Origin of the sequence: Streptomyces sp. MJM8645, from assembly GCF_001625365.1 — a bacterium.
Classification (GTDB): Bacteria; Actinomycetota; Actinomycetes; order Streptomycetales; family Streptomycetaceae; genus Kitasatospora.
In genome coordinates, this window is sequence record NZ_LJJF01000001.1 from 3,762,639 (window position 1) to 3,781,026 (window position 18,388).

General features: G+C 71.5%; 16 protein-coding genes and 2 tRNA genes. 5 read left to right on the forward strand and 13 right to left on the reverse strand.

The window, feature by feature from the left end; all coding sequences use genetic code 11:
• The first annotated feature begins 141 nt into the window (after positions 1–141).
• From A6F73_RS16115 to pknB, 3 genes are all read left to right on the forward strand, one after another.
• Positions 142–1,518, forward strand: coding sequence for an FtsW/RodA/SpoVE family cell cycle protein (locus A6F73_RS16115; protein WP_063351252.1), 1,377 nt, complete (start codon positions 142–144; stop codon positions 1,516–1,518).
• Positions 1,515–2,972: a penicillin-binding transpeptidase domain-containing protein gene (locus A6F73_RS16120; protein WP_063348446.1), complete on the forward strand. Its 1,458-nt coding sequence runs from the start codon at positions 1,515–1,517 to the stop codon at positions 2,970–2,972. Before A6F73_RS16115 ends, A6F73_RS16120 begins: the two co-directional genes overlap by 4 nt.
• Before the next feature lie 260 nt (positions 2,973–3,232).
• On the forward strand, positions 3,233–5,371 hold the full coding sequence (gene pknB, locus A6F73_RS16125; RefSeq protein ID WP_063348447.1) for a Stk1 family PASTA domain-containing Ser/Thr kinase: 2,139 nt from the start codon (positions 3,233–3,235) through the stop codon (positions 5,369–5,371).
• Between the two features lie 156 nt (positions 5,372–5,527).
• Here the strand turns inward: pknB and A6F73_RS16130 are convergent, their stop codons facing one another.
• From A6F73_RS16130 to A6F73_RS16150, 5 genes are all read right to left on the reverse strand, one after another.
• Positions 5,528–6,331, reverse strand: a complete 804-nt coding sequence (locus A6F73_RS16130; RefSeq protein WP_063348448.1) for a class E sortase — start codon at positions 6,329–6,331, stop codon at positions 5,528–5,530.
• Positions 6,332–6,368: 37 nt separating this feature from the next.
• Positions 6,369–7,520, reverse strand: coding sequence for a class E sortase (locus A6F73_RS16135; RefSeq protein ID WP_244293407.1), 1,152 nt, complete (start codon positions 7,518–7,520; stop codon positions 6,369–6,371).
• Between the two features lie 5 nt (positions 7,521–7,525).
• Positions 7,526–8,197 (reverse strand): aminodeoxychorismate/anthranilate synthase component II, encoded by a 672-nt coding sequence (locus A6F73_RS16140; protein ID WP_063348449.1) that lies wholly within the window; start codon positions 8,195–8,197, stop codon positions 7,526–7,528.
• 63 nt (positions 8,198–8,260) lie between these two features.
• On the reverse strand, positions 8,261–8,440 hold the full coding sequence (locus A6F73_RS16145; RefSeq protein WP_063348450.1) for a hypothetical protein: 180 nt from the start codon (positions 8,438–8,440) through the stop codon (positions 8,261–8,263).
• Positions 8,441–8,509: 69 nt separating this feature from the next.
• Entirely contained in the window at positions 8,510–9,268 is a 759-nt protein-coding gene (locus A6F73_RS16150; RefSeq protein ID WP_063351254.1) for a DUF881 domain-containing protein, read from the reverse strand.
• Between the two features lie 175 nt (positions 9,269–9,443).
• Between A6F73_RS16150 and crgA the strand changes: the two genes are divergently transcribed.
• The gene (gene crgA / locus A6F73_RS16155; RefSeq protein WP_063348451.1) at positions 9,444–9,692 is read left to right on the forward strand and encodes a cell division protein CrgA; all 249 of its coding nucleotides are present in this window, start codon (positions 9,444–9,446) and stop codon (positions 9,690–9,692) included.
• A 334-nt stretch (positions 9,693–10,026) separates the two neighbouring features.
• Here crgA and A6F73_RS16160 read toward each other — a convergent pair whose 3' ends face one another.
• On the reverse strand, positions 10,027–10,872 hold the full coding sequence (locus tag A6F73_RS16160; protein ID WP_063348452.1) for a rhomboid family intramembrane serine protease: 846 nt from the start codon (positions 10,870–10,872) through the stop codon (positions 10,027–10,029).
• A 194-nt stretch (positions 10,873–11,066) separates the two neighbouring features.
• On the opposite strand from A6F73_RS16160, the gene A6F73_RS16165 reads away from it, so the two are divergent.
• Positions 11,067–11,825, forward strand: coding sequence for a DUF5324 family protein (locus A6F73_RS16165; protein ID WP_063348453.1), 759 nt, complete (start codon positions 11,067–11,069; stop codon positions 11,823–11,825).
• A gap of 116 nt (positions 11,826–11,941) precedes the next feature.
• On the opposite strand, the gene A6F73_RS16170 is transcribed toward A6F73_RS16165, so the two are convergent.
• The 7 genes from A6F73_RS16170 to gyrA form a co-directional block, all read right to left on the reverse strand.
• Positions 11,942–12,014, reverse strand: a tRNA-Ala gene (locus A6F73_RS16170).
• Between the two features lie 210 nt (positions 12,015–12,224).
• Entirely contained in the window at positions 12,225–12,353 is a 129-nt protein-coding gene (locus A6F73_RS42520) for a DLW-39 family protein (protein ID WP_014137031.1), read from the reverse strand.
• Between the two features lie 246 nt (positions 12,354–12,599).
• Positions 12,600–12,965 carry a DUF6191 domain-containing protein gene (locus tag A6F73_RS16175; RefSeq protein WP_063348454.1) on the reverse strand — a complete coding sequence of 122 codons (366 nt, stop codon included), beginning with the start codon at positions 12,963–12,965 and terminating at the stop codon, positions 12,600–12,602.
• A 121-nt stretch (positions 12,966–13,086) separates the two neighbouring features.
• Positions 13,087–13,163, reverse strand: a tRNA-Ile gene (locus A6F73_RS16180).
• A gap of 16 nt (positions 13,164–13,179) precedes the next feature.
• Positions 13,180–14,574, reverse strand: coding sequence for a cyclopropane-fatty-acyl-phospholipid synthase family protein (locus tag A6F73_RS16185; protein WP_063348455.1), 1,395 nt, complete (start codon positions 14,572–14,574; stop codon positions 13,180–13,182).
• Positions 14,575–14,834: 260 nt separating this feature from the next.
• Positions 14,835–15,578, reverse strand: coding sequence for a DUF3566 domain-containing protein (locus A6F73_RS16190; protein ID WP_244293408.1), 744 nt, complete (start codon positions 15,576–15,578; stop codon positions 14,835–14,837).
• Between the two features lie 150 nt (positions 15,579–15,728).
• On the reverse strand, positions 15,729–18,341 hold the full coding sequence (gene gyrA / locus A6F73_RS16195) for a DNA gyrase subunit A (RefSeq protein ID WP_063348457.1): 2,613 nt from the start codon (positions 18,339–18,341) through the stop codon (positions 15,729–15,731).
• Positions 18,342–18,388 lie beyond the last annotated feature (47 nt).

An 18,388-nucleotide genomic window follows, 5' to 3' on the forward strand; every position in this document is an offset into this window, starting at 1 on the left:
GCCCGCCCCGAGCGGGGCAGCCGGCCGTCAGGGAGCGGTCACCACGTGAGCACCTACGACCTGAGCGACGACACCGGCCGGGCCGGCAGGCGCCGGACGGCCACCGACCGCGCCGCCTCCCGGCGCCGGGCCAACACCACCATCTCCCTCCAGGGCGCGCCGAACCGGCGCAACACCGAGCTGGCCCTGCTGGCCTTCGCCGTCGTGCTGCCGATCCTCGCGTACGCCAACGTGGGCCTCGCGATGGACTCCGCGCTGCCGAGCGGAATGGTCGGCTACGGGCTCGGCATGGGCGCGCTGGCGCTGGTCGCGCACCTGCTGGTGCGCCGCTTCGCGCCGTACGCGGACCCGTTGATGCTGCCGATCGCCACCCTGCTGAACGGTCTCGGCGTGGTGATGATCTGGCGGCTCGACAAGGCCGGCAAGCTGCTCAGCGCCAACTTCCCGGCGGCCCGCAACCAGCTGATGTGGTCGGCCCTCGGGATCGGGCTGTTCATCGGCGTGATGGTGTTCCTGAAGGACCACCGGGTGCTCCAGCGCTACACCTACATCTCGATGGTGGCGGCGCTGGTCCTGCTCGCCGCGCCGGCCTTCTTCCCGGCCCGGGCGGAGGACTTCGGCGCCAAGATCTGGATCCGGATGGGCGGCTTCTCCATCCAACCCGGCGAGTTCGCCAAGATCATCCTGACGGTGTTCTTCGCCGGCTACCTGATGGTCAAACGCGACGCCCTCGCCCTGGCCAGCCGCCGCTTCATGGGCCTGTACCTGCCGCGCGGGCGCGACCTCGGCCCGATCGTCGTGATCTGGCTGCTCAGCCTGCTGATCCTGGTCTTCGAGAACGACCTCGGCACGTCCTTCCTGTTCTTCGGCCTGTTCGTGGTGATGCTCTACGTGGCCACCGAGCGGACCAGCTGGATCCTGTTCGGCCTGCTGATGTCGATCGGCGGCGCGGTCGCGGTCGCGATGACCACCAGCCACGTCAAGGTCCGCATCGACGCCTGGCTCGACCCGATGGCCGCCTTCGGAGCACACCCGCCGAAGGGCGCCACCGAGCAGATCGGCCAGTCCCTGATGGCGCTCGGCTCCGGCGGGGTAACGGGCTCGGGCCTCGGCCAGGGCCGCTCCTGGCTGATCAACTTCGCCGCGAAGAGCGACTTCATCCTGGGCTCGTTCGGCGAGGAGCTCGGGCTGACCGGCCTGATGGCGATCTTCCTGCTGTACGCCCTGCTGGTGCAGCGCGGACTGCGCACCGCCCTCGCCGCCCGCGACCCGTTCGGCAAGCTGTTCGCCGTCGGGCTCTCGTCGGCGATGGCGCTGCAGGTCTTCGTCGTGGCCGGCGGCGTCACCGGGCTGATCCCGCTCACCGGTATGACCATGCCGTTCCTCGCCCAGGGCGGGTCGTCCGTGGTCGCCAACTGGGCGCTGGTCGCGATCCTGCTGAAGATCAGCGACAGCGCCCGCCGACCCGGGGTCGAAGCGACTCCGGCCACCGAGGGCCAGGGAGGACCCGTCCGATGAACAAGCCGATCCGCCGGGTCTCGATCTTCTGCCTCGTCCTGATCCTGGCCCTGATGGTGCGCACCAACTGGGTGCAGGGCGTCCAGGCCGACGCCTGGGCCACCAACAAGAACAACAAGCGCCAGCAGTACGACCGGTACGCCCACCCGCGCGGCAACATCATCGTCGGCGGCCAGCCGGTCACGAAGTCCGACTTCGTCAACGGCCTGCGCTACAAGTACAAGCGCTCCTGGGTCGACGGCCCGATGTACGCCCCGGTCACCGGCTACTCCTCCCAGGTCTTCGGCTCCAGCCAGCTGGAGAACCTGGAGGACGGCATCCTCTCCGGCACCGACGACCGGCTGTTCTTCCGCAACACCCTGGACATGCTGACCGGCGAGCAGCAGCGCGGCGGCGACGTCGTCACCACGATCAACGCCAAGGCCCAGAAGGCCGCCTGGGACGGCCTCGGGGACAAGAAGGGCGCCGCCGTCGCGATCGACCCGAAGACCGGCGCGATCCTGGCGCTGGTCTCCACCCCGTCCTACGACCCGGGCACCATCGCCGGCAGCGAGAGCGGCGACTCCAAGGCCTGGACGGACCTCAACGCCGACCCCAACAAGCCGATGCTCAACCGGGCGCTGAAGGAGACCTATCCGCCCGGCTCCACGTTCAAGCTGGTCACCGCGACCGCCGCGTTCGAGAACGGCCTGTACCAGAACATCGACGACCAGACTGCGACGCCGGACCCGTACACCCTGCCGGGCACCCAGACGGTGCTCAACAACGAGTCGCCGCTCGAGAAGTGCGGGAACGCCACGGTCAAGTCGGGGATGGACCAGTCCTGCAACACGGTCTACGCCAAGATGGGCGCGGACCTCGGCAAGGACAAGATGCGGGCGCAGGCCGAGAAGTTCGGCTTCAACAGCACCATCGACACCCCGGTCCGTTCCGAGAAGAGCATCTTCCCGAGCAGCGCGAGCCTGGACGGCACCGCGCAGGACTCGATCGGCCAGCACGACACCCGCGCCACCCCGCTGCAGATGGCCATGGTGTCCGCCGCGATCGCCAACAACGGCAGCCTGATGCAGCCGTACCTGGTCGACCAGGAGCGCTCGGCCTCGCTGACCACCATCTCCAAGCACACCGAGAAGCAGTTCTCCCAGCCGATGAGCCCGGCCACCGCGCAGAAGATGCAGGACCTGATGGTCTCGGTGGTGGAGAACGGCACCGGCAAGAGCGCCAAGATCCCCGGCCTCCAGGTCGGCGGCAAGACCGGTACCGCGCAGCACGGCGAGGACAACGCCGGGCTGCCGTTCGCCTGGTTCACCTCGTGGGCCAAGACCACCGACGGCCAGTCGGTGGCGGTCGCGGTCGTGGTCGAGGACGGCTCCAACAACCGCGACGGCATCAGCGGCGGCCGGCTGGCCGCCCCGATCGCCAAGGCGGTGATGCAGGCCGTCCTCGGCAAGTGAGGAGGAGGCCCGGCCGTGAGTGGAAAGTCACGATCGACACCCCCGTCCGGATACCGGTCTGATATCGGCCGACGGCCGACTCCGGTCCGATGCGGTGCGACCGGTAGCGTATCCGCCAGCAGCGGGTGTGCCCGTTGCCGCCCGCGAGACGGCGCACGGCCCGGCCGGAGAACCGGTCGAGACCCGCTCGGCGTCACCCTGAGCGTGCGGGGACACCTACGTCACAACCTCGCCGGCAGGTGAGGGAGAGGGTCGGAACTATGGAAGAGCCTCGTCGCCTAGGCGGCAGGTACGAGCTCGGCGGCGTCCTCGGACGCGGCGGCATGGCCGAGGTGTACCTCGCCCATGACACCCGGCTCGGCCGTTCCGTCGCAGTGAAGACGCTCCGGGCCGACATGGCCCGGGATCCGTCGTTCCAGGCCCGCTTCCGCCGCGAGGCGCAGTCCGCGGCGTCCCTGAACCACCCCGCGATCGTCGCCGTGTACGACACCGGCGAGGACTACATCGACAACATCTCCATCCCGTACATCGTGATGGAGTACGTCGAGGGGTCCACCCTGCGCGAGCTGCTGCACTCCGGCCGACGGCTGCTGCCCGAGCGCGCGCTGGAGATGACCATCGGCATCCTGCAGGCGCTGGAGTACTCGCACCGCGCCGGCATCGTGCACCGTGACATCAAGCCGGCCAACGTGATGCTGACCCGGCAGGGCAACGTCAAGGTCATGGACTTCGGCATCGCCCGTGCGATGGGCGACGCCGGGATGACCATGACCCAGACCTCGGCCGTCATCGGCACCGCCCAGTACCTCTCCCCCGAGCAGGCCAAGGGCGAGCAGGTCGACGCCCGCTCCGACCTCTACTCCACCGGCTGCCTGCTGTACGAACTGCTGACCGTGCGCCCGCCGTTCGTCGGCGACTCACCGGTCGCGGTGGCCTACCAGCACGTCCGGGAGGAGGCGCAGCCGCCGTCCGTCTTCGACCCCGAGGTCCGCCCCGAGATCGACGCGATCGTGCTGAAGGCGCTCGCCAAGGAGCGCGACTACCGCTACCAGAGCGCCGACGAGATGCGCGACGACATCGAGCGCTTCCTCGACGGCCTGCCGGTGGCCGCCGCCCAGCAGGCCGCGGCGTACGGCATGGGCGCCGGGTACGGCTACGACCAGAACGGCTACCCGCAGCAGCACGACCCGTACGGCCAGACCAACGTGCTGCCGCAGCAGCCCGGCGGCGGCCCGACCACCGTCCTGCCGCAGGCCGGCGGCCAGCCCGGCTACGGCCCGCAGGGCGGCTACCAGGACGACGGCTACGGCCAGGCCTACGCCGACGGCCCGGCGGGCGGCGGCCACGACGACGGCTACGGCCGGGACGGCGGCCGGCGCGGCGAGCAGCCGCCGAAGAAGAGCAACACCTCCTGGATCGTGCTGGCGGTCGCCGCCGTGCTGGTCCTGGTCGGCACCTTCTTCGTGGCCCAGGCCATGTTCAACGGCAACGGCGGCGGCACCACGGAGACCCCGAAGGTCGCCGTGCCGAACCTGGTCGGCAAGAGCCTGGCGGACGCCAAGACGGCCGCGGCCGCGGCCGGTCCCAAGCTCGTGGTGGCCGAGGGCGACAAGCTCGCCTGCCCGGACGCCAACATCAAGAAGGACCAGGTCTGCACCCAGAACCCGGCCGTCGGCGGCCAGGTCGCGGAGAACAGCACCATCACCGTGCAGCTCTCCTCCGGCCCGGCCAAGGCCCCCCTGCCGAACGTGGTCGGCAAGACCAAGGACCAGGCGACCAAGGCGCTCGGCGACGCCGGCTTCACCAACGTCACCACCGAGTACAAGGACGACGACACCGCTCCGCAGGAGAACGTCACCGCCCAGGACCCGGCGGCGGGCACCGCCGGCGACCCGACCGCCCCGGTCAAGCTGACCGTCTCGCAGGGCAAGTCGAAGGTGACCGTGCCGAACGTGGCCGGCGCGCAGAAGGAGGTGGCGCAGGCCCAGCTGGAGGGCCTGGGCTTCCAGGTCGACACCTCGAAGACGGTGCAGACCACCGACCAGAGCAAGGCGAACACCGTCGCCGCGCAGTCGGTCCAGGCCAACACCAAGGTCCCGGCCAACACGAAGATCACGCTGACGATCTTCAAGATGCAGGACAAGCCCCAGGTCCCGCCGCTGCAGAACGTCAAGCTGTCGGACGCCATCTCGCAGCTGGGCAAGGTCGGGCTGCTCTACACGGTGGTGTCCGGTCCGTCGGACCCGAACGCCATCGTCGTGAGCACCAACCCGCCCGCCGGCACCCAGCTGGACCCGAACACCCAGGTGATGCTCATCACGAAGCCGGCCGATCCGCCCAAAGGGGGTGACCCCCTCTCCCCCTCACCCTCCAACACCAAAGGGGGGAGCAACAACTAAGCCCTGGTTCCCCTGGATCTGAGGCTTGGTGGGAGTTGTCCGGCCGTACGCCCGAGGGCCCGTCGCAGCGGTTGCGACGGGCCCTCGGGCGTTCTCGGTGCAGGGCGTTCTCAGTGCCGGGCCGTAAGGGCCGGGCCGCAGCAGCGGCCGACGGGCTCAGGGCTGGCGCAGCTCCGGCGGCGGGGTGCGCTTGGCGTCCACGTCGTCCACCCGCACCAGGCTCCCCCAGACCGCCATCCGGTAGCGCGAGGTGTACACCGGCGTGCAGGTGGTCAGCGTGATGTACCGGCCGGGTCCGGTGTAGCCGGAGCCGACCGGGACGGGCGCGACGATGCCGGTGTCGTACTTGGACGTCTCCGGCAGGGTGCTGTCGACCCGGTAGACGTACCACTTGTCCTTGGTCTCGACGACGACCGCGGCGCCCCGGTGCACCGCGTCCAGGTCGTGGAACTTGGCTCCGTGGCCGTCCCGGTGGGCGGCCAGCGCGAAGTTTCCGGCCTGGTCCCAGGGCATCGCGGCGCGGTAGGGCTGCTCGTACACCCCCGCCACGCCCTCGGCCAGGGTGTCGCTGTCGGTGCCCATCCGGATCAGCACCTGGTAGTCCCGGCCCATCGCCGGGACGTGCAGGAAGCCGACCGCGTCCCCGGCCGCGAACGGCGCGGCGGGGGCGGGCGTCCCGCCGGGGGGCGCCGAGGGGGTGCCGGTCGGGCTCGCGGCCCAGGTGTCGCGCAGCCGGTCGGAGGCCGCGGCCGCCGAGCGGTCCGCCTCGACGTTGGTCCACCACAGCGAGTAGGCCACGAACAGGCCGAGCACCAGTCCCAGGGTGATCAGCAGCTCGCCGAAGACGCCGAGTGCGGCCAGCGCCCGGCTGCGGCCGCGCCGGGCGGGCGCGGGGCCGGTCTCGGGCGGCGGGAAGGCCTCCTCCCGCGGCTCGGCCGACTGCGCGGTCTCGTCCGTCATCTCCGGTGCTCCCCCTTCGTGCCGGGTGCCCGGGCGGTCACCCGCCCGTGATCGCGGCCGGCTTGCCTTGGCTGCGCGGCCGTTCCTCGGTCATCTTGCCAAAGACGATGAGGCGGAACTTGGAGGTGAACTCCGGGGTGCAGGTGGTCAGCGTGATGTACCGGCCGGCGCCCGCGTAACCGGCGCCGTTGGGGACAGGCTTGATCACGCTCACGTTGTTGGGGGAGGTCTCCGGGATGCTGCTGGTGACCTCGTAGGTGTAGTACGAGGTGGCGGTCTCCACCACGATCTTGTCGCCCTTGCCGAGCTGGTTGATGTACCGGAACGGCTCGCCGTGGGTGTTGCGGTGCGCGGCCAGCGCGAAGTTGCCCGCCTTGTCGGCCGGCATCCCGGTGCCGGTGTAGTGGCCGACCAGGCCCTTGTCGAGCACCGCCGGCTTGGAGGTGCCCTCGGCGATCGGGAACTTCAGCCCCAGCTTGGGCAGGTAGATGATGGCGAAGCCCTTGCCGGGCTCGAACGACTCCGGCTTGGCCGGGTCCGGAGCCGGCTGCCCGGGCTTCGGCGGCGCCAGGGCCGCGTCGAACTGCTGCTCCAGCCGGTTGCGGGCGCCGTCGGCGGCCGCGTCGGCCTGCACATTGGTCCACCAGAGCTGGTACGAGACGAAGAGCAGCATCACCACGCCGAGCGTGATGCACAGCTCCCCGACGAGCCGCGCGGCCACCACGACCGCGGACTCCTTGGGCCGCGCCTTCGCCCCGGCGCCCCGGCCGCTCGCCCGGCGCCGACCGACGCCGGCGCGCACGGAGGTCCGGCCCTGGGCGGCCCTGCGGCGCTCGGCCCGGCCGCCGGTGGGCGGGGCCGGTTCCGCGGTCGGCCCGCCGATGTCGAGGGGCAGGCGCAGCTGGAGCGTCTGGTCGGGCAGCCACGGGTACTCGGGTCCGGACGCGGCGGGCTGCTCGGCCTGCTCGTACACGCCCCAGGCCTCCTCGGCGGCGCCCTGTCCGGGCTGCGCCGGGTACGGCTGCGGGTACGCCGCCGCGGCGCCGTGGTGCTGCCCGTCGCCGTACGGACCGCCGCCGTACGGACCGCCGCCGTACGCGCCGTCGCCGTGCTGCGCGCCGCCGTACGGCTGTCCGTCCCCCGGGCCCGCCGCCGACTGGTATCGCCCCTCCGGACGCAGCGCGGTCACGCCGCTCAGCCCCGGCCGATCACCGGGGCGAGCCCGGCCGACCGGTCCACGGCCTGCGGGTAGCCGCACTCCGCCAGCCAGTTGGCGAGCATCCGGTGGCCGCCCTCGGTGAGCACCGACTCGGGGTGGAACTGCACGCCCTCGACGGGCAGTTCGCGGTGCCGCAGACCCATGATCACGCCGCTGTCGGTGCGCGCGGTGACCACCAGCTCGTCCGGCACGGTGGCCGGCTCGACCGCCAGCGAGTGGTACCGGGTGGCGGTCAGCGGCGAGGGCAGCCCCTCGAACACCCCGCCGTCCTCGTGCTCGACCGGCGAGGTCTTGCCATGCAGCAGTTCCGGTGCCCGGTCGACCACCGCGCCGTACGCGACCGCGATCGACTGCAGGCCCAGGCAGACGCCGAACACCGGCAGCCCGATCCCCGCGCAGTGGTGCACCATCCCGATGCAGACCCCGGCCTCCTCCGGCGCCCCGGGCCCGGGGGAGAGCAGCACCCCGTCGAAGCCCTGGTCGTCCTCGCCGCCGGACCGGCGGACGGCGTGTTCGACGGTCACCTCGTCGTTGCGCACCACCTCGCAGGTGGCACCGAGCTGGTACAGGTACTGGACCAGGTTGAAGACGAAGCTGTCGTAGTTGTCCACGACCAGGATGCGGGGCGCGGTCGGCTGGGTGGTCATTCTCGCGTGGTCTCCGTGGGATGCGGGGCGGGGTCGGCAGGGTGGAGGAGCAGGGCCGCCGGTTCAGCCGGCCGCGGCACCTTCGCCGCCGTCCACTGTGACGTCACCGAAGGGGAGCAACGGTTCCGCCCACGGGAAGACGTAGGTGAAGAGGAGATAGACGATCCCCGCGATGAGGAGCAGCGAGACGACGGCGCGGACCAGGGTGTTTCCCGGGAGGTGACGCCAGATCCAGCCGTACATGGTGCTCCCTCGACGTAGCGGACTGGGGTCAAGAGTAGACCCGGGATCAACGACCGCGAGGCCGGTCCGCTACTGCTGCCCGCCCGCCGACCGCAGCTCGGTGGTCCCGGAGTATCCGGGGAGGGTCAGGTCACCGCTCTCCTGGACCTTCCAGCCGAGCCCGTACGCCTGGACGTACTGGAGGTAGTTGCGGATCGTCGGGTCGCCGTCCACGGCGGCCTTCAGCGCATCGGTGCGGCCGACCGCCCGGACCACGTACGGCGGCGAGTAGACCCGGCCCTGCAACAGCAGGGTGTTGCCGACGCAGCGGACGGCGCTGGTGGAGATCAGCCGCTGGTCCATCACCTGCACCCCTTCGGCTCCGCCCCGCCACAGCGCGTTGACCACGGCCTGGATGTCCTGCTGGTGGATGACCAGGTCGTTGACGCCCGGCTCGGGGACGCCCGGGATGCGGGCGGTGGCGTTCGGCGGGGCGTCGTTGAGGGTGACGGTCAGGCCGCCGCCCTGCAGCGGCTCCAGGGCCGCGCCGAGCCGCAGGTCGTCCAGCCGGGCGGCGTCGGCGGGGTTGCCGCCCTGCTGCCCGGTGAGCTCCTGCGCGCGGGCCTGGAGGTCGGCCAGCTGGGCCTGGGCCTGCTGGTTCTGCGAGCTGCGCTGGCGTATCACGTCGCCGAGGCTCAGCAGCGAGTTGTCGGTCCGCAGGTCGGTGCCGCGGGCGGTCTGCGCGCTGATGTAGAACAGCAGTCCGGCGAGCGCGAAGACCGCACAGGTCAGGGCACGCCCGACAATTCGGGTGCCGGAGCGGCGGGTAGTGGTCGGCCGAGGGGGAATCGACAAATTAGGCACCGTACCCTTATCTCCTTAAGACCCACCGAGCCACTACGCTAACGGACGCCGGTGGCGCGTGCGGGAACGGTCCCGTGCGTTCCGCACCGCCCGTCGCCGGCAGACCGACCCCCGCTGCACCTCTGCGCGGTCTCACAGCGCATCGACAGGAGAGCTCCTCGTGCCGAAGTCTCGACTCCGCAAGAAGTCCGACTACACCCCGCCGACCACGGCCACGGTGAAGATCAGTTCGGGCCGTAGTTGGGTCGCACCGTTGATGCTGGCGCTGTTCCTGATCGGCCTGGTCTGGATCGTCACCTATTACGTGACCAGCGGCAGCTACCCGGTCGAGGGCTGGCGGAACTGGAACATCCTGGTCGGTTTCGGGTTCATCGCCGCGGGGTTCGGCGTCTCCACCCAGTGGAAGTAGCTTCCCGCTCCTCCTGAGGCTCCGATCGAGCCACCTCCGCCGCTTCGGGCCACTGGTGCCGGGCGGCGGTCAGGCATGCCCGGACACGGGCGGGAAACCGGTCGGTTATCCCCATCATCAGATGGTCACGCTTATCCACATGGTTATCCACACTGGGGAAAAGTCTCCCCAGCCTGTGGATAACTTTTCGACCGCAGGCTTTCCACGGCTGTGCACAACTTCCCGAGAATGGGAAAACCGCACAGCAGGACACGCGTAGAACAGCAGTCCACACCCCGGGCGGCACACAGCCTGTGCACAACCCCGCACCCGCTGTGGACAAACACCCGCGGCGTCACGCGCCGTAGCGGGCCATCCCGATCATCAGCATCGCCGCCACCACGGCCAGCGACCCCGCCAACGCCAGTCCCTGGACCAGGCCACGGCGCTCGCGCGGGGCGTACATCAGGCCGGCCGCCGTCAGCGCGCCCACCACCAGGCCGCCGATGTGCGCCCGCCAGTCGATGTCCGTCCGCGAGAAGGTGACGACCAGGTTGAAGACCAGGAACGCCATCACCGGAGCGAGCGGGCCCCGGTTCCGCAGCTGCATCACCACCGTGGCGCCGATCAGCCCGAAGATGGCGCCCGAGGCCCCCACCGACCGCAGCGAGTTGCCGTCGATCAGGAAGGCCAGGGCGCTGCCCCCCAGGCCGGAGAGCAGGTAGAGGGCCAGGAACCGCAGCCGGCCGAGCGCCGCCTCCAGCGTGGGGCCAAGCCAGTACAGGACCAGCATGTTCATCCCGATGTGCCACCACTGCAGGTGCAGGAACACCGAGGTCAGCAGCCGGTACCACTGGGCGGGGCCGTCGGCGACGCCGTCCGGACCGCCCAGGACGGCCCGCCCGACGCTGTACAGCTCCCAGACCTGGCCCAGCCGCGGCGTGAGCACGTAGGCGGCCAGCACGAAGACCACCACGTTGATGCCGATCAGCACCCTGGTGACCAGCCCGCCGTCCTGGGCGATCGCCCCGCCGAACCGGGTGGTCGCCCGCCGCGTCCCGGCGTGCCCGCCGCCGACGCACTCCGGGCACTGGAAGCCCACCGAGGCGGCCACCATGCACTGCGGGCAGATCGCCCGCTCACAGCGGGTGCAGGAGACGCCGGTGGCCGTCTGCGGGTGCCGGTAGCAGCCGGTCAGCATCAGGTTCTTCCCCTCCCGTACGGGACCGCCGGAATCGCCAGCCTACTGCGGCGGATCCGACATCGGGCCTTCTCCCCGGCCGCTCCCACAGTCCGCGTACGGCCCACTCCGACATGCCGGTGGACAAATCAGCATGCATGATCAGCATTCAGGTGGATATGTGCATAAAGGACGCCACCCAGGAGGAGAGACTCGTGACCTTTTCGGACTCGGCTCGTGAGACGGCCACCAAGACCCGGGACACCGCCGCGCACCTCGCGGACGCCGCCAAGCAGCACCTGGGCCCGGCCCTGGACACCCTCGGGCCGAAAGCCGCCCAGGCCGCCCAGAGCCTCCGCGTCCAGTACGACCGGCACATCGCCCCGCAGTTCGGTCACGCCTTCGCCAGCCTGCCCCCCGAAACCCAGCAGCACGTCCTGAAGGCCTTCCACCGCGCCCAGGAGGCCGCCCTGGCGGCCCGGCTCTCCGCCGCCCGCGCAGCCGACCAGGCCCGCTCCACGGTCGGTCCCAGGGTCGTCCAGGCCGTCGAGGAGGCCCGCGCCGCCGTCACCCCGGTCGCCCAGGAGGCCCAGACCCGGGGCGCCGCCGCGCTGACCGCGCTGCACGGCAACGTCACCTCGGCCGAGATCAGCCACCTCGCCGCCCGCAACGCCCGGAGGAAGCGGTGCAACGGCCTGGCCACCGGCCTCGCCGTGGCCGGTGCGCTGGCGATCGGCGGCGGGATCGTGGCCTGGCAGTGGTGGCGCCGGCACAGCAACCCGGAGTGGCTGGTCGAACCCCCGACCGACCGGGCCGACCAACCCGCCGGTGCGCACGCCGCCGGCGCGACGGCCCCCGGGCCGGTCGACGCCGCCACCCCGGCGGACACGGCCACCGAGCCCGCTCCGCCACCCGGCCGGCCCGACGACGACGGCGACCACCCCAAGCCGCACGACCCGCGCGGACCGCACTGACCCGTCGCCCGGCCCTCTGGGCGTGTCCGACACCCCCAGAGGGCGCGGAAACGCCGATCGGCCGCTGACCGGGATTCAGGTCAGCGGCCGATCGGCGTCACGACTGCGATGAGCTGTGGAGCATAGGAGACTCGAACTCCTGACATCTGCCTTGCAAAGGCAGCGCTCTACCAACTGAGCTAATGCCCCTCGACGGCACCGCAGGTGCCGACGGGCACTAGCGTACCGGGTTCCGGCGCCGTTCCCGGCGTCCTACCCCCGGGCCGACCGGACCTGCCGCCGAGGCGGCGTCCGGGCGGTGCCTGGGATCCGGCCGATCCGGTCGGGTGACCGGGCCGGCCGGCCCTGGAGGCGCGGTGAAGCGCCTCCGAAGATCGTTGATCGTCGGATCGTCCGGGCTCAGCGACCGGCCGGAACCGGGTCGGTGGCCTCGGTCCACAGGTCCTGCTCGGCGCGGTCCGCCTGGACCTGACGGTAGACAAAGAAGCCGCCGAGGGCGACCAGGGCGACCAGGAGAAGCTTCTTCACCGCGGGACCTCGTCCTTCTTGCGTTGGCGGACTCAAGAGCCGGTGCTCCGGCCGGACTGACCGGGCCGACGAGTCCAGATGTGTTTCGATCGCGAGCGGGCTGCCGGGTGCCAGACTGCCCTTGCGGCCGATGATACACACCAGTGTCCCAATCGTGACCAGCCACCGCTGCGGCCAACCCGGCGGTCCGGGCGGAGGATTGACGCCGCACCTCCTGCCGTACGGCCGGCCCTCCCCGGCCGGGCCCTACGGCGTGCCCGGCGGGGCGCTGGACGGGTGGTCCGACGAGCGGTCGGACAGGCGGTTCGACGGCGTCACCACCACGGCCTTCCCGCCCGCCAGGTCCACCCTGGTCCGGGGCGGCGCCCCCTCACCCTCCTCGTCGCGCAGCATCAGGGTCGTGCCGCGTTCGTCCAGCTCGTGCTGCTTGCCGGCGGCGAACTGCGCGTGCAGCTGCTCGAAACCGGTGGCCGAGATCTGCCCCTCCCGGCCGGTCCCCCGCCACGGCACCCAGCGTGAGCGGCGCGCCCGCAGCGCGAGCTGGTCGACCGCCGCGAGCACCACCAGGGCGCAGATCAGTCCGGGGATGCTCATCGCCCAGAAGATCGCCATGTCGTCACCATCCCTCCACACGTTCCCTCCCGGGAGAACAGCCCGGCGGGGCACGCGGTTCCCGGAACGGCGGGGGGAAACGCCGAAGGGCCCGGAGTGCATCACTCCGGGCCCTTCGCGGTGGTGGGCCTAACAGGACTTGAACCTGTGGCCTCTTCCTTATCAGGGAAGCGCTCTAACCGTCTGAGCTATAGGCCCTTGCCGCACTGAAAGATTAGCGGACCGATGGCCGATCTCCCAAATCCGGGCCGGCGGGGTTCCCGGCGGGCACCCCGCCGACCAGCGGCGGCGCTCCGGCGGCCGGGCGCAGCAGCCATTCCTCGCGGGTCGCCGGGAGGCCGGCCGCGCCCTCCTCGGTGCTGCGGACGGCGAGGATCTGGTTGATCCCGATCCGGTTCTCCTCGAAGGCGAGCGCGCTGGCGGCCATGTACAGCCGCCAGACCCGGGCCCGGCCGCGGCCGACCAGCCGGACCGCCTCGCTCCAGTGCGCCTCCAGATTGGCCACCCATTCGCGCAGGGTCAGCCCGTAGTGCTCGCGCAGCGACTCGACGTCCCGGACCTCGAAGCCGGCCTCCTCCAGCCGGGCCACGGTGGAACCGACGGGGGAGAGCTCGCCGTCGGGGAAGACGTAGCGGTCGATGAAGGGGCTGGTGCGGTGCGGCTCACCGGGGTGGTCGGGGCGGCGGGCGATCTGGTGGTTGAGCAGCCGGCCGCCGGGCACCAGCAGCCGGTGCAGGCCCTCGGCGTAGACCCGGTACTGCTCGGAGCCCACGTGCTCGGCCATCCCGACGCTGGAGATCGCGTCGAACGGGCCGTCGACGATCTCCCGGTAGTCCTGGAGCCGGACCTCCACCCGCCCGGCCAGGCCGGCCTCCTCGACCCGCCGGCGGGCCAGCGCGACCTGCTCCCGCGAGATGGAGACGCCGACCGCGGTGACGCCGTAGCGCTCGGCCGCGTGCAGCAGCAGCGAGCCCCAGCCGCAGCCGACGTCCAGCAGGCGCATCCCGGGCCGTAGGCCGAGCTTGCGGCAGATCAGGTCGAGCTTGGCCTCCTGGGCGGCCTCCAGGCTCTTGGCCTCCGGGGTCCAGTAGGCGCACGAGTAGACCATGGAGGAGCCCAGGACGAGCCCGTAGAAGTCGTTTCCGACGTCGTAGTGGTGGCTGATGGCCGCGCGGTCCCGGCTGCGGCTGTGCAGCCGTCCGCGGGCCTTGCGGACCTCCTCCGGGGGCGGCGTGGGCTCGGGGCCGAGCGCCCCGGCCCGCAGCGCGGCCGCGAGGACGCGGCGCCCGTTGGCGCCGAGCACGTCCCGCGGGCCGAGGTCGAGGCGGCGGATCTCCGGCCGCTCCACGAACCGGGCGACGGCCGAGAGCACCTCGTAGAGGTCGGTGCCGGGGGCGATCTCCAGATCCCCCGCGACGTACGCCCGGGCCAGGCCCAGCTCGCCCGGCTGCCAGAGCAGGCGGCGCAGCGCCCGGCGGTTGCGCAGGACGACCGTGGGGGCTCCCGGCGGCCCGGCGACGCTGCCGTCCCAGGCCTGGACCCGCAGCGGTACCGGAACCCCCAACAGCCCGTCCAGGGCCTCGACCAGTTGACCTGCGAGCTTCGCCACCGCGCGCCTCCGTCCAGCCGTCCTGCGGAACGTCTCCTGACCCGGCCGGGCGGACCGGGGGCGGCCTGCGGCACTCCCAGGCGTGGACCGGGCGCCACCCAGCTAATCCCACCGCGGCCGGCCCGCTCCCGGGCGGCACGCCGCGGGCGGCCGGCTGTCACCCGAAATGCCGACGGGCCCCGCAGGCTGCAACAGCCTGCGGGGCCCGTCCATTCCGTCCGTGGACGGCGAACTGACCGGGGGTCAGGATCCGACCGGGGTCAGTCCTCCTCGGCCAGGGTCAGCTCGACGCCGCCGGTGAAGCCGGCCGCCGCGTTGTAGATGAACGCCGAGAGCGTGGACAGCGCCGTCAGCAGGACGACGTCGACCACGGCGATCAGCGAGGTGAAGGTCATCACCTTGCCGAAGCCCACGTAGTCCATCAGGTTGAGGCCGCCGGCGCTGTCCGAGCCGGTGACGTCCTTGAGGGTCTTGGTCAGCGAGTCGAAGACGCCGAGCGAGTCCAGCGTCATCCACAGCACCGCCGCGGCCACGATGATGATGATCCCGACCGCCAGCGACAGCAGGAAGCTGACCTTCATCACCGACCACGGGTCGACCTTGGTCACCCGCAGCCGGGCCTTGCGGGTCCGGCCGAGGCCGACACCGGCGGCCGCCGCGGGGGCGGCCGGGGCGGCCGGCCGGCGCGCCGCGCCCGGGACGGGCGTGCCGCCGGGCGGGGTGTTGCCGCTGGTCCGGGTGCCCCGGGCCGGGGTCGGCTGCCCCTTGGCATAGGTGGTCGGCTGCGAGAATCCGCTCGCGCCCGGCGCCGGAGCGCCCGGCGGCGGGGGCGTCTGCCCGCCGTAGGTCGCGCCGCCCTGCCCCGCCCCGCCGACCGGTGGCATCAGCGAGGTGGACGCGGCCGAGTGCTCGGCCGGCGGCTGCTGCGCGCCGTACCCACCCCCGCCCTGCGCGCCCGGACGGCCGCCGGAGGGCCCTCCCGCAGCACCCGTGGCTCCACTCACCTGGTCCTCCCGCACTTCCCACCAGGACGGCGGCACCGTCCTGCTTCGTCACTCGTCATCCAGCGCCCGGCGGGATTGCCCGGAACTGGTGGGCGGCCGGTGCCGCCACGCCCTCTATCAGGACGCGACGGCACCGGCCCGTGGTTCGGTTCAGACCTCGGCGTCGCCGCCGGCCGTCGTCTCCGCACCCTCAGCCGTTTCGGTGGACGCGGTGTCCGCGACCTCGTCCTCCACCGTCTCCTCGTCCTCGGCTTCCGCGTTGCGGGCCATGCCCACGACCGCGTCGCGCTTACCGAGGTTGATCAGTTGGACGCCCATGGTGTCACGTCCGGTTTCACGAACTTCGGAAACCCTTGTGCGGATCACCCCACCCGAAAGGGTGATCGCCATGATCTCGTCGGTGTCGTCGACCACGAGCGCGCCGACCAGGGAGCCCCGGCCCTCGACGATCTTCGCCGCCTTGGTGCCGTAGCCGCCACGCCCCTGGACACGGTACTCGTCCACGGCCGTGCGCTTGGCGTACCCGCCGTCGGTCGCGGTGAACACGTACGTTCCCGGGCGGACGACGTTCATCGAGAGCATTTCGTCGTCCTCGCGGAAGGCCATGCCCTTGACGCCGGAGGTGGCGCGGCCGGTGGGCCGCAGCGCGTCGTCGGTCGCGGTGAAGCGGATCGACTGGGCCTTCTTGGAGACCAGCAGCAGGTCGTCCTCGGCGGAGACCAGCTCGGCGCCGATCAGCTCGTCGTCCCGGCCCTCCTCGTCCTGGCGCAGGTTGATCGCGATCAGGCCGCCGGAGCGCGGCGAGTCGTAGTCCTTCAGCGCGGACTTCTTCACCAGGCCGGCCCGGGTGGCGAGGACCAGGTAGGGCTTGTCCTCGTAGGTGCGCACGGCCATCACCTGGGCGATGTGCTCATCCGGCTGGAAGGCCAGCAGGTTGGCCACGTGCTGGCCGCGGGCGTCGCGCCCGGCGTCCGGGAGCTCGTAGCCCTTGGCGCGGTAGACCCGGCCCTTGTTGGTGAAGAACAGGATCCAGTTGTGCGTCGTCGTCACGAAGAAGTGGTCGACGATGTCGTCCTGCTTGAGCTGCGCTCCGCGCACGCCCTTGCCGCCGCGCTTCTGCGAGCGGTAGAGGTCGGAGCGGGTCCGCTTGACGTAGCCGCCACGGGTGATCGTGACGACGATGTCCTCCTCGGCGATGAGGTCCTCGATCGAGAGGTCGCCGTCGGACGGGATGAGGGTGGAGCGCCGCTCGTCGCCGTACTTCTCGACGATCGCGGTGAGCTCCTCGGAGATGATCTCCCGCTGGCGGGTCGGCGAGGCCAGGATCGCGTTGTACTCGTCGATCTTGCGCTGCAGCTCGTCGTGCTCGTCCATGATCCGCTGGCGCTCCAGGGCGGCCAGGCGGCGCAGCTGCATCTCCAGGATGGCGTTGGCCTGGAGCTCGTCGATGGAGAGCAGCCCCATCAGGCCGGTGCGGGCCGCGTCGGCGCTCGCCGAGGCCCGGATCAGCGCGATGACCTCGTCGATCATGTCCAGGGCGCGCAGCAGGGCGCGCAGGATGTGGGCGCGCTCCTCGGCCTTGCGCAGCCGGAAGGTGGTGCGCCGGACGATGACCTCGACCTGGTGGTTGACCCAGTGCCGGATGAAGGCGTCCAGCGACAGCGTGCGCGGCACGCCGTCGACCAGGGCCAGCATGTTGGCGCCGAAGTTGGTCTGCAGCTCGGTGTGCTTGTAGAGGTTGTTCAGCACGACCTTGGCGACGGCGTCGCGCTTGAGCACGACCACCAGGCGGGTGCCGGTGCGGGACGAGGACTCGTCGCGGACGTCGGCGATGCCGGCGACCCTGCCGTCCTTGACCAGGTCGGCGATCTTCAGCGCGAGGTTGTCCGGGTTGACCTGGTACGGCAGCTCGGTGATCACCAGGCACTGGCGGCCCTGGATCTCCTCGACCTCGACCACGGCGCGCATGGTGATCGAGCCGCGGCCGGTGCGGTAGGCGTCGTCGATCCCGCGGTGGCCGACGATCAGCGCGCCGGTGGGGAAGTCGGGGCCCTTGATCCGCTCGATCAGGGCTTCGAGCAGCTCCTCGTTGGAGGCGTCCGGGTGCTCCAGCGCCCAGAGCGCGCCGGAGGCGACCTCGCGCAGGTTGTGCGGCGGGATGTTGGTGGCCATGCCGACCGCGATGCCGGTGGCACCGTTGACCAGCAGGTTGGGGATGCGCGCGGGCAGGACGGTCGGCTCCTGCGAGCGGCCGTCGTAGTTGGACGCGAAGTCGACGGTGCCCTCGTCGATGTCGCGCATCATCTCCATGGCGAGCGGCATCATCTTGCACTCGGTGTAGCGCATGGCCGCGGCCGGGTCGTTGCCCGGGGAGCCGAAGTTGCCGTTGCCGTCCACCAGCGGCATCCGCAGCGACCACGGCTGGGCCAGGCGCACGACGGTGTCGTAGATGGAGGTGTCGCCGTGCGGGTGGTAGTTGCCCATGACGTCGCCGACGACGCGGGCGCACTTGTAGTAGCCCTTCTCGGGGCGGTACCCGCCGTCGTACATCGCGTAGAGCACGCGCCGGTGCACCGGCTTGAGGCCGTCGCGGACCTCGGGGAGCGCCCGGCTGACGATCACGCTCATCGCGTAGTCGAGGTACGAGCGCTGCATCTCGGTCTCGAGCTCGACCGGCTCGATCCGCATGGTCACCTGGGCGGTGGCCTCGGCGGCTGTGGGGGTCTCGGGCTGTTCGCCTTCGGGACGGTTGTCGTCGACCACTGGTGGTCAGTTTCCTTTCACGCGGACTGGTACGTGGTTTCGCTGCC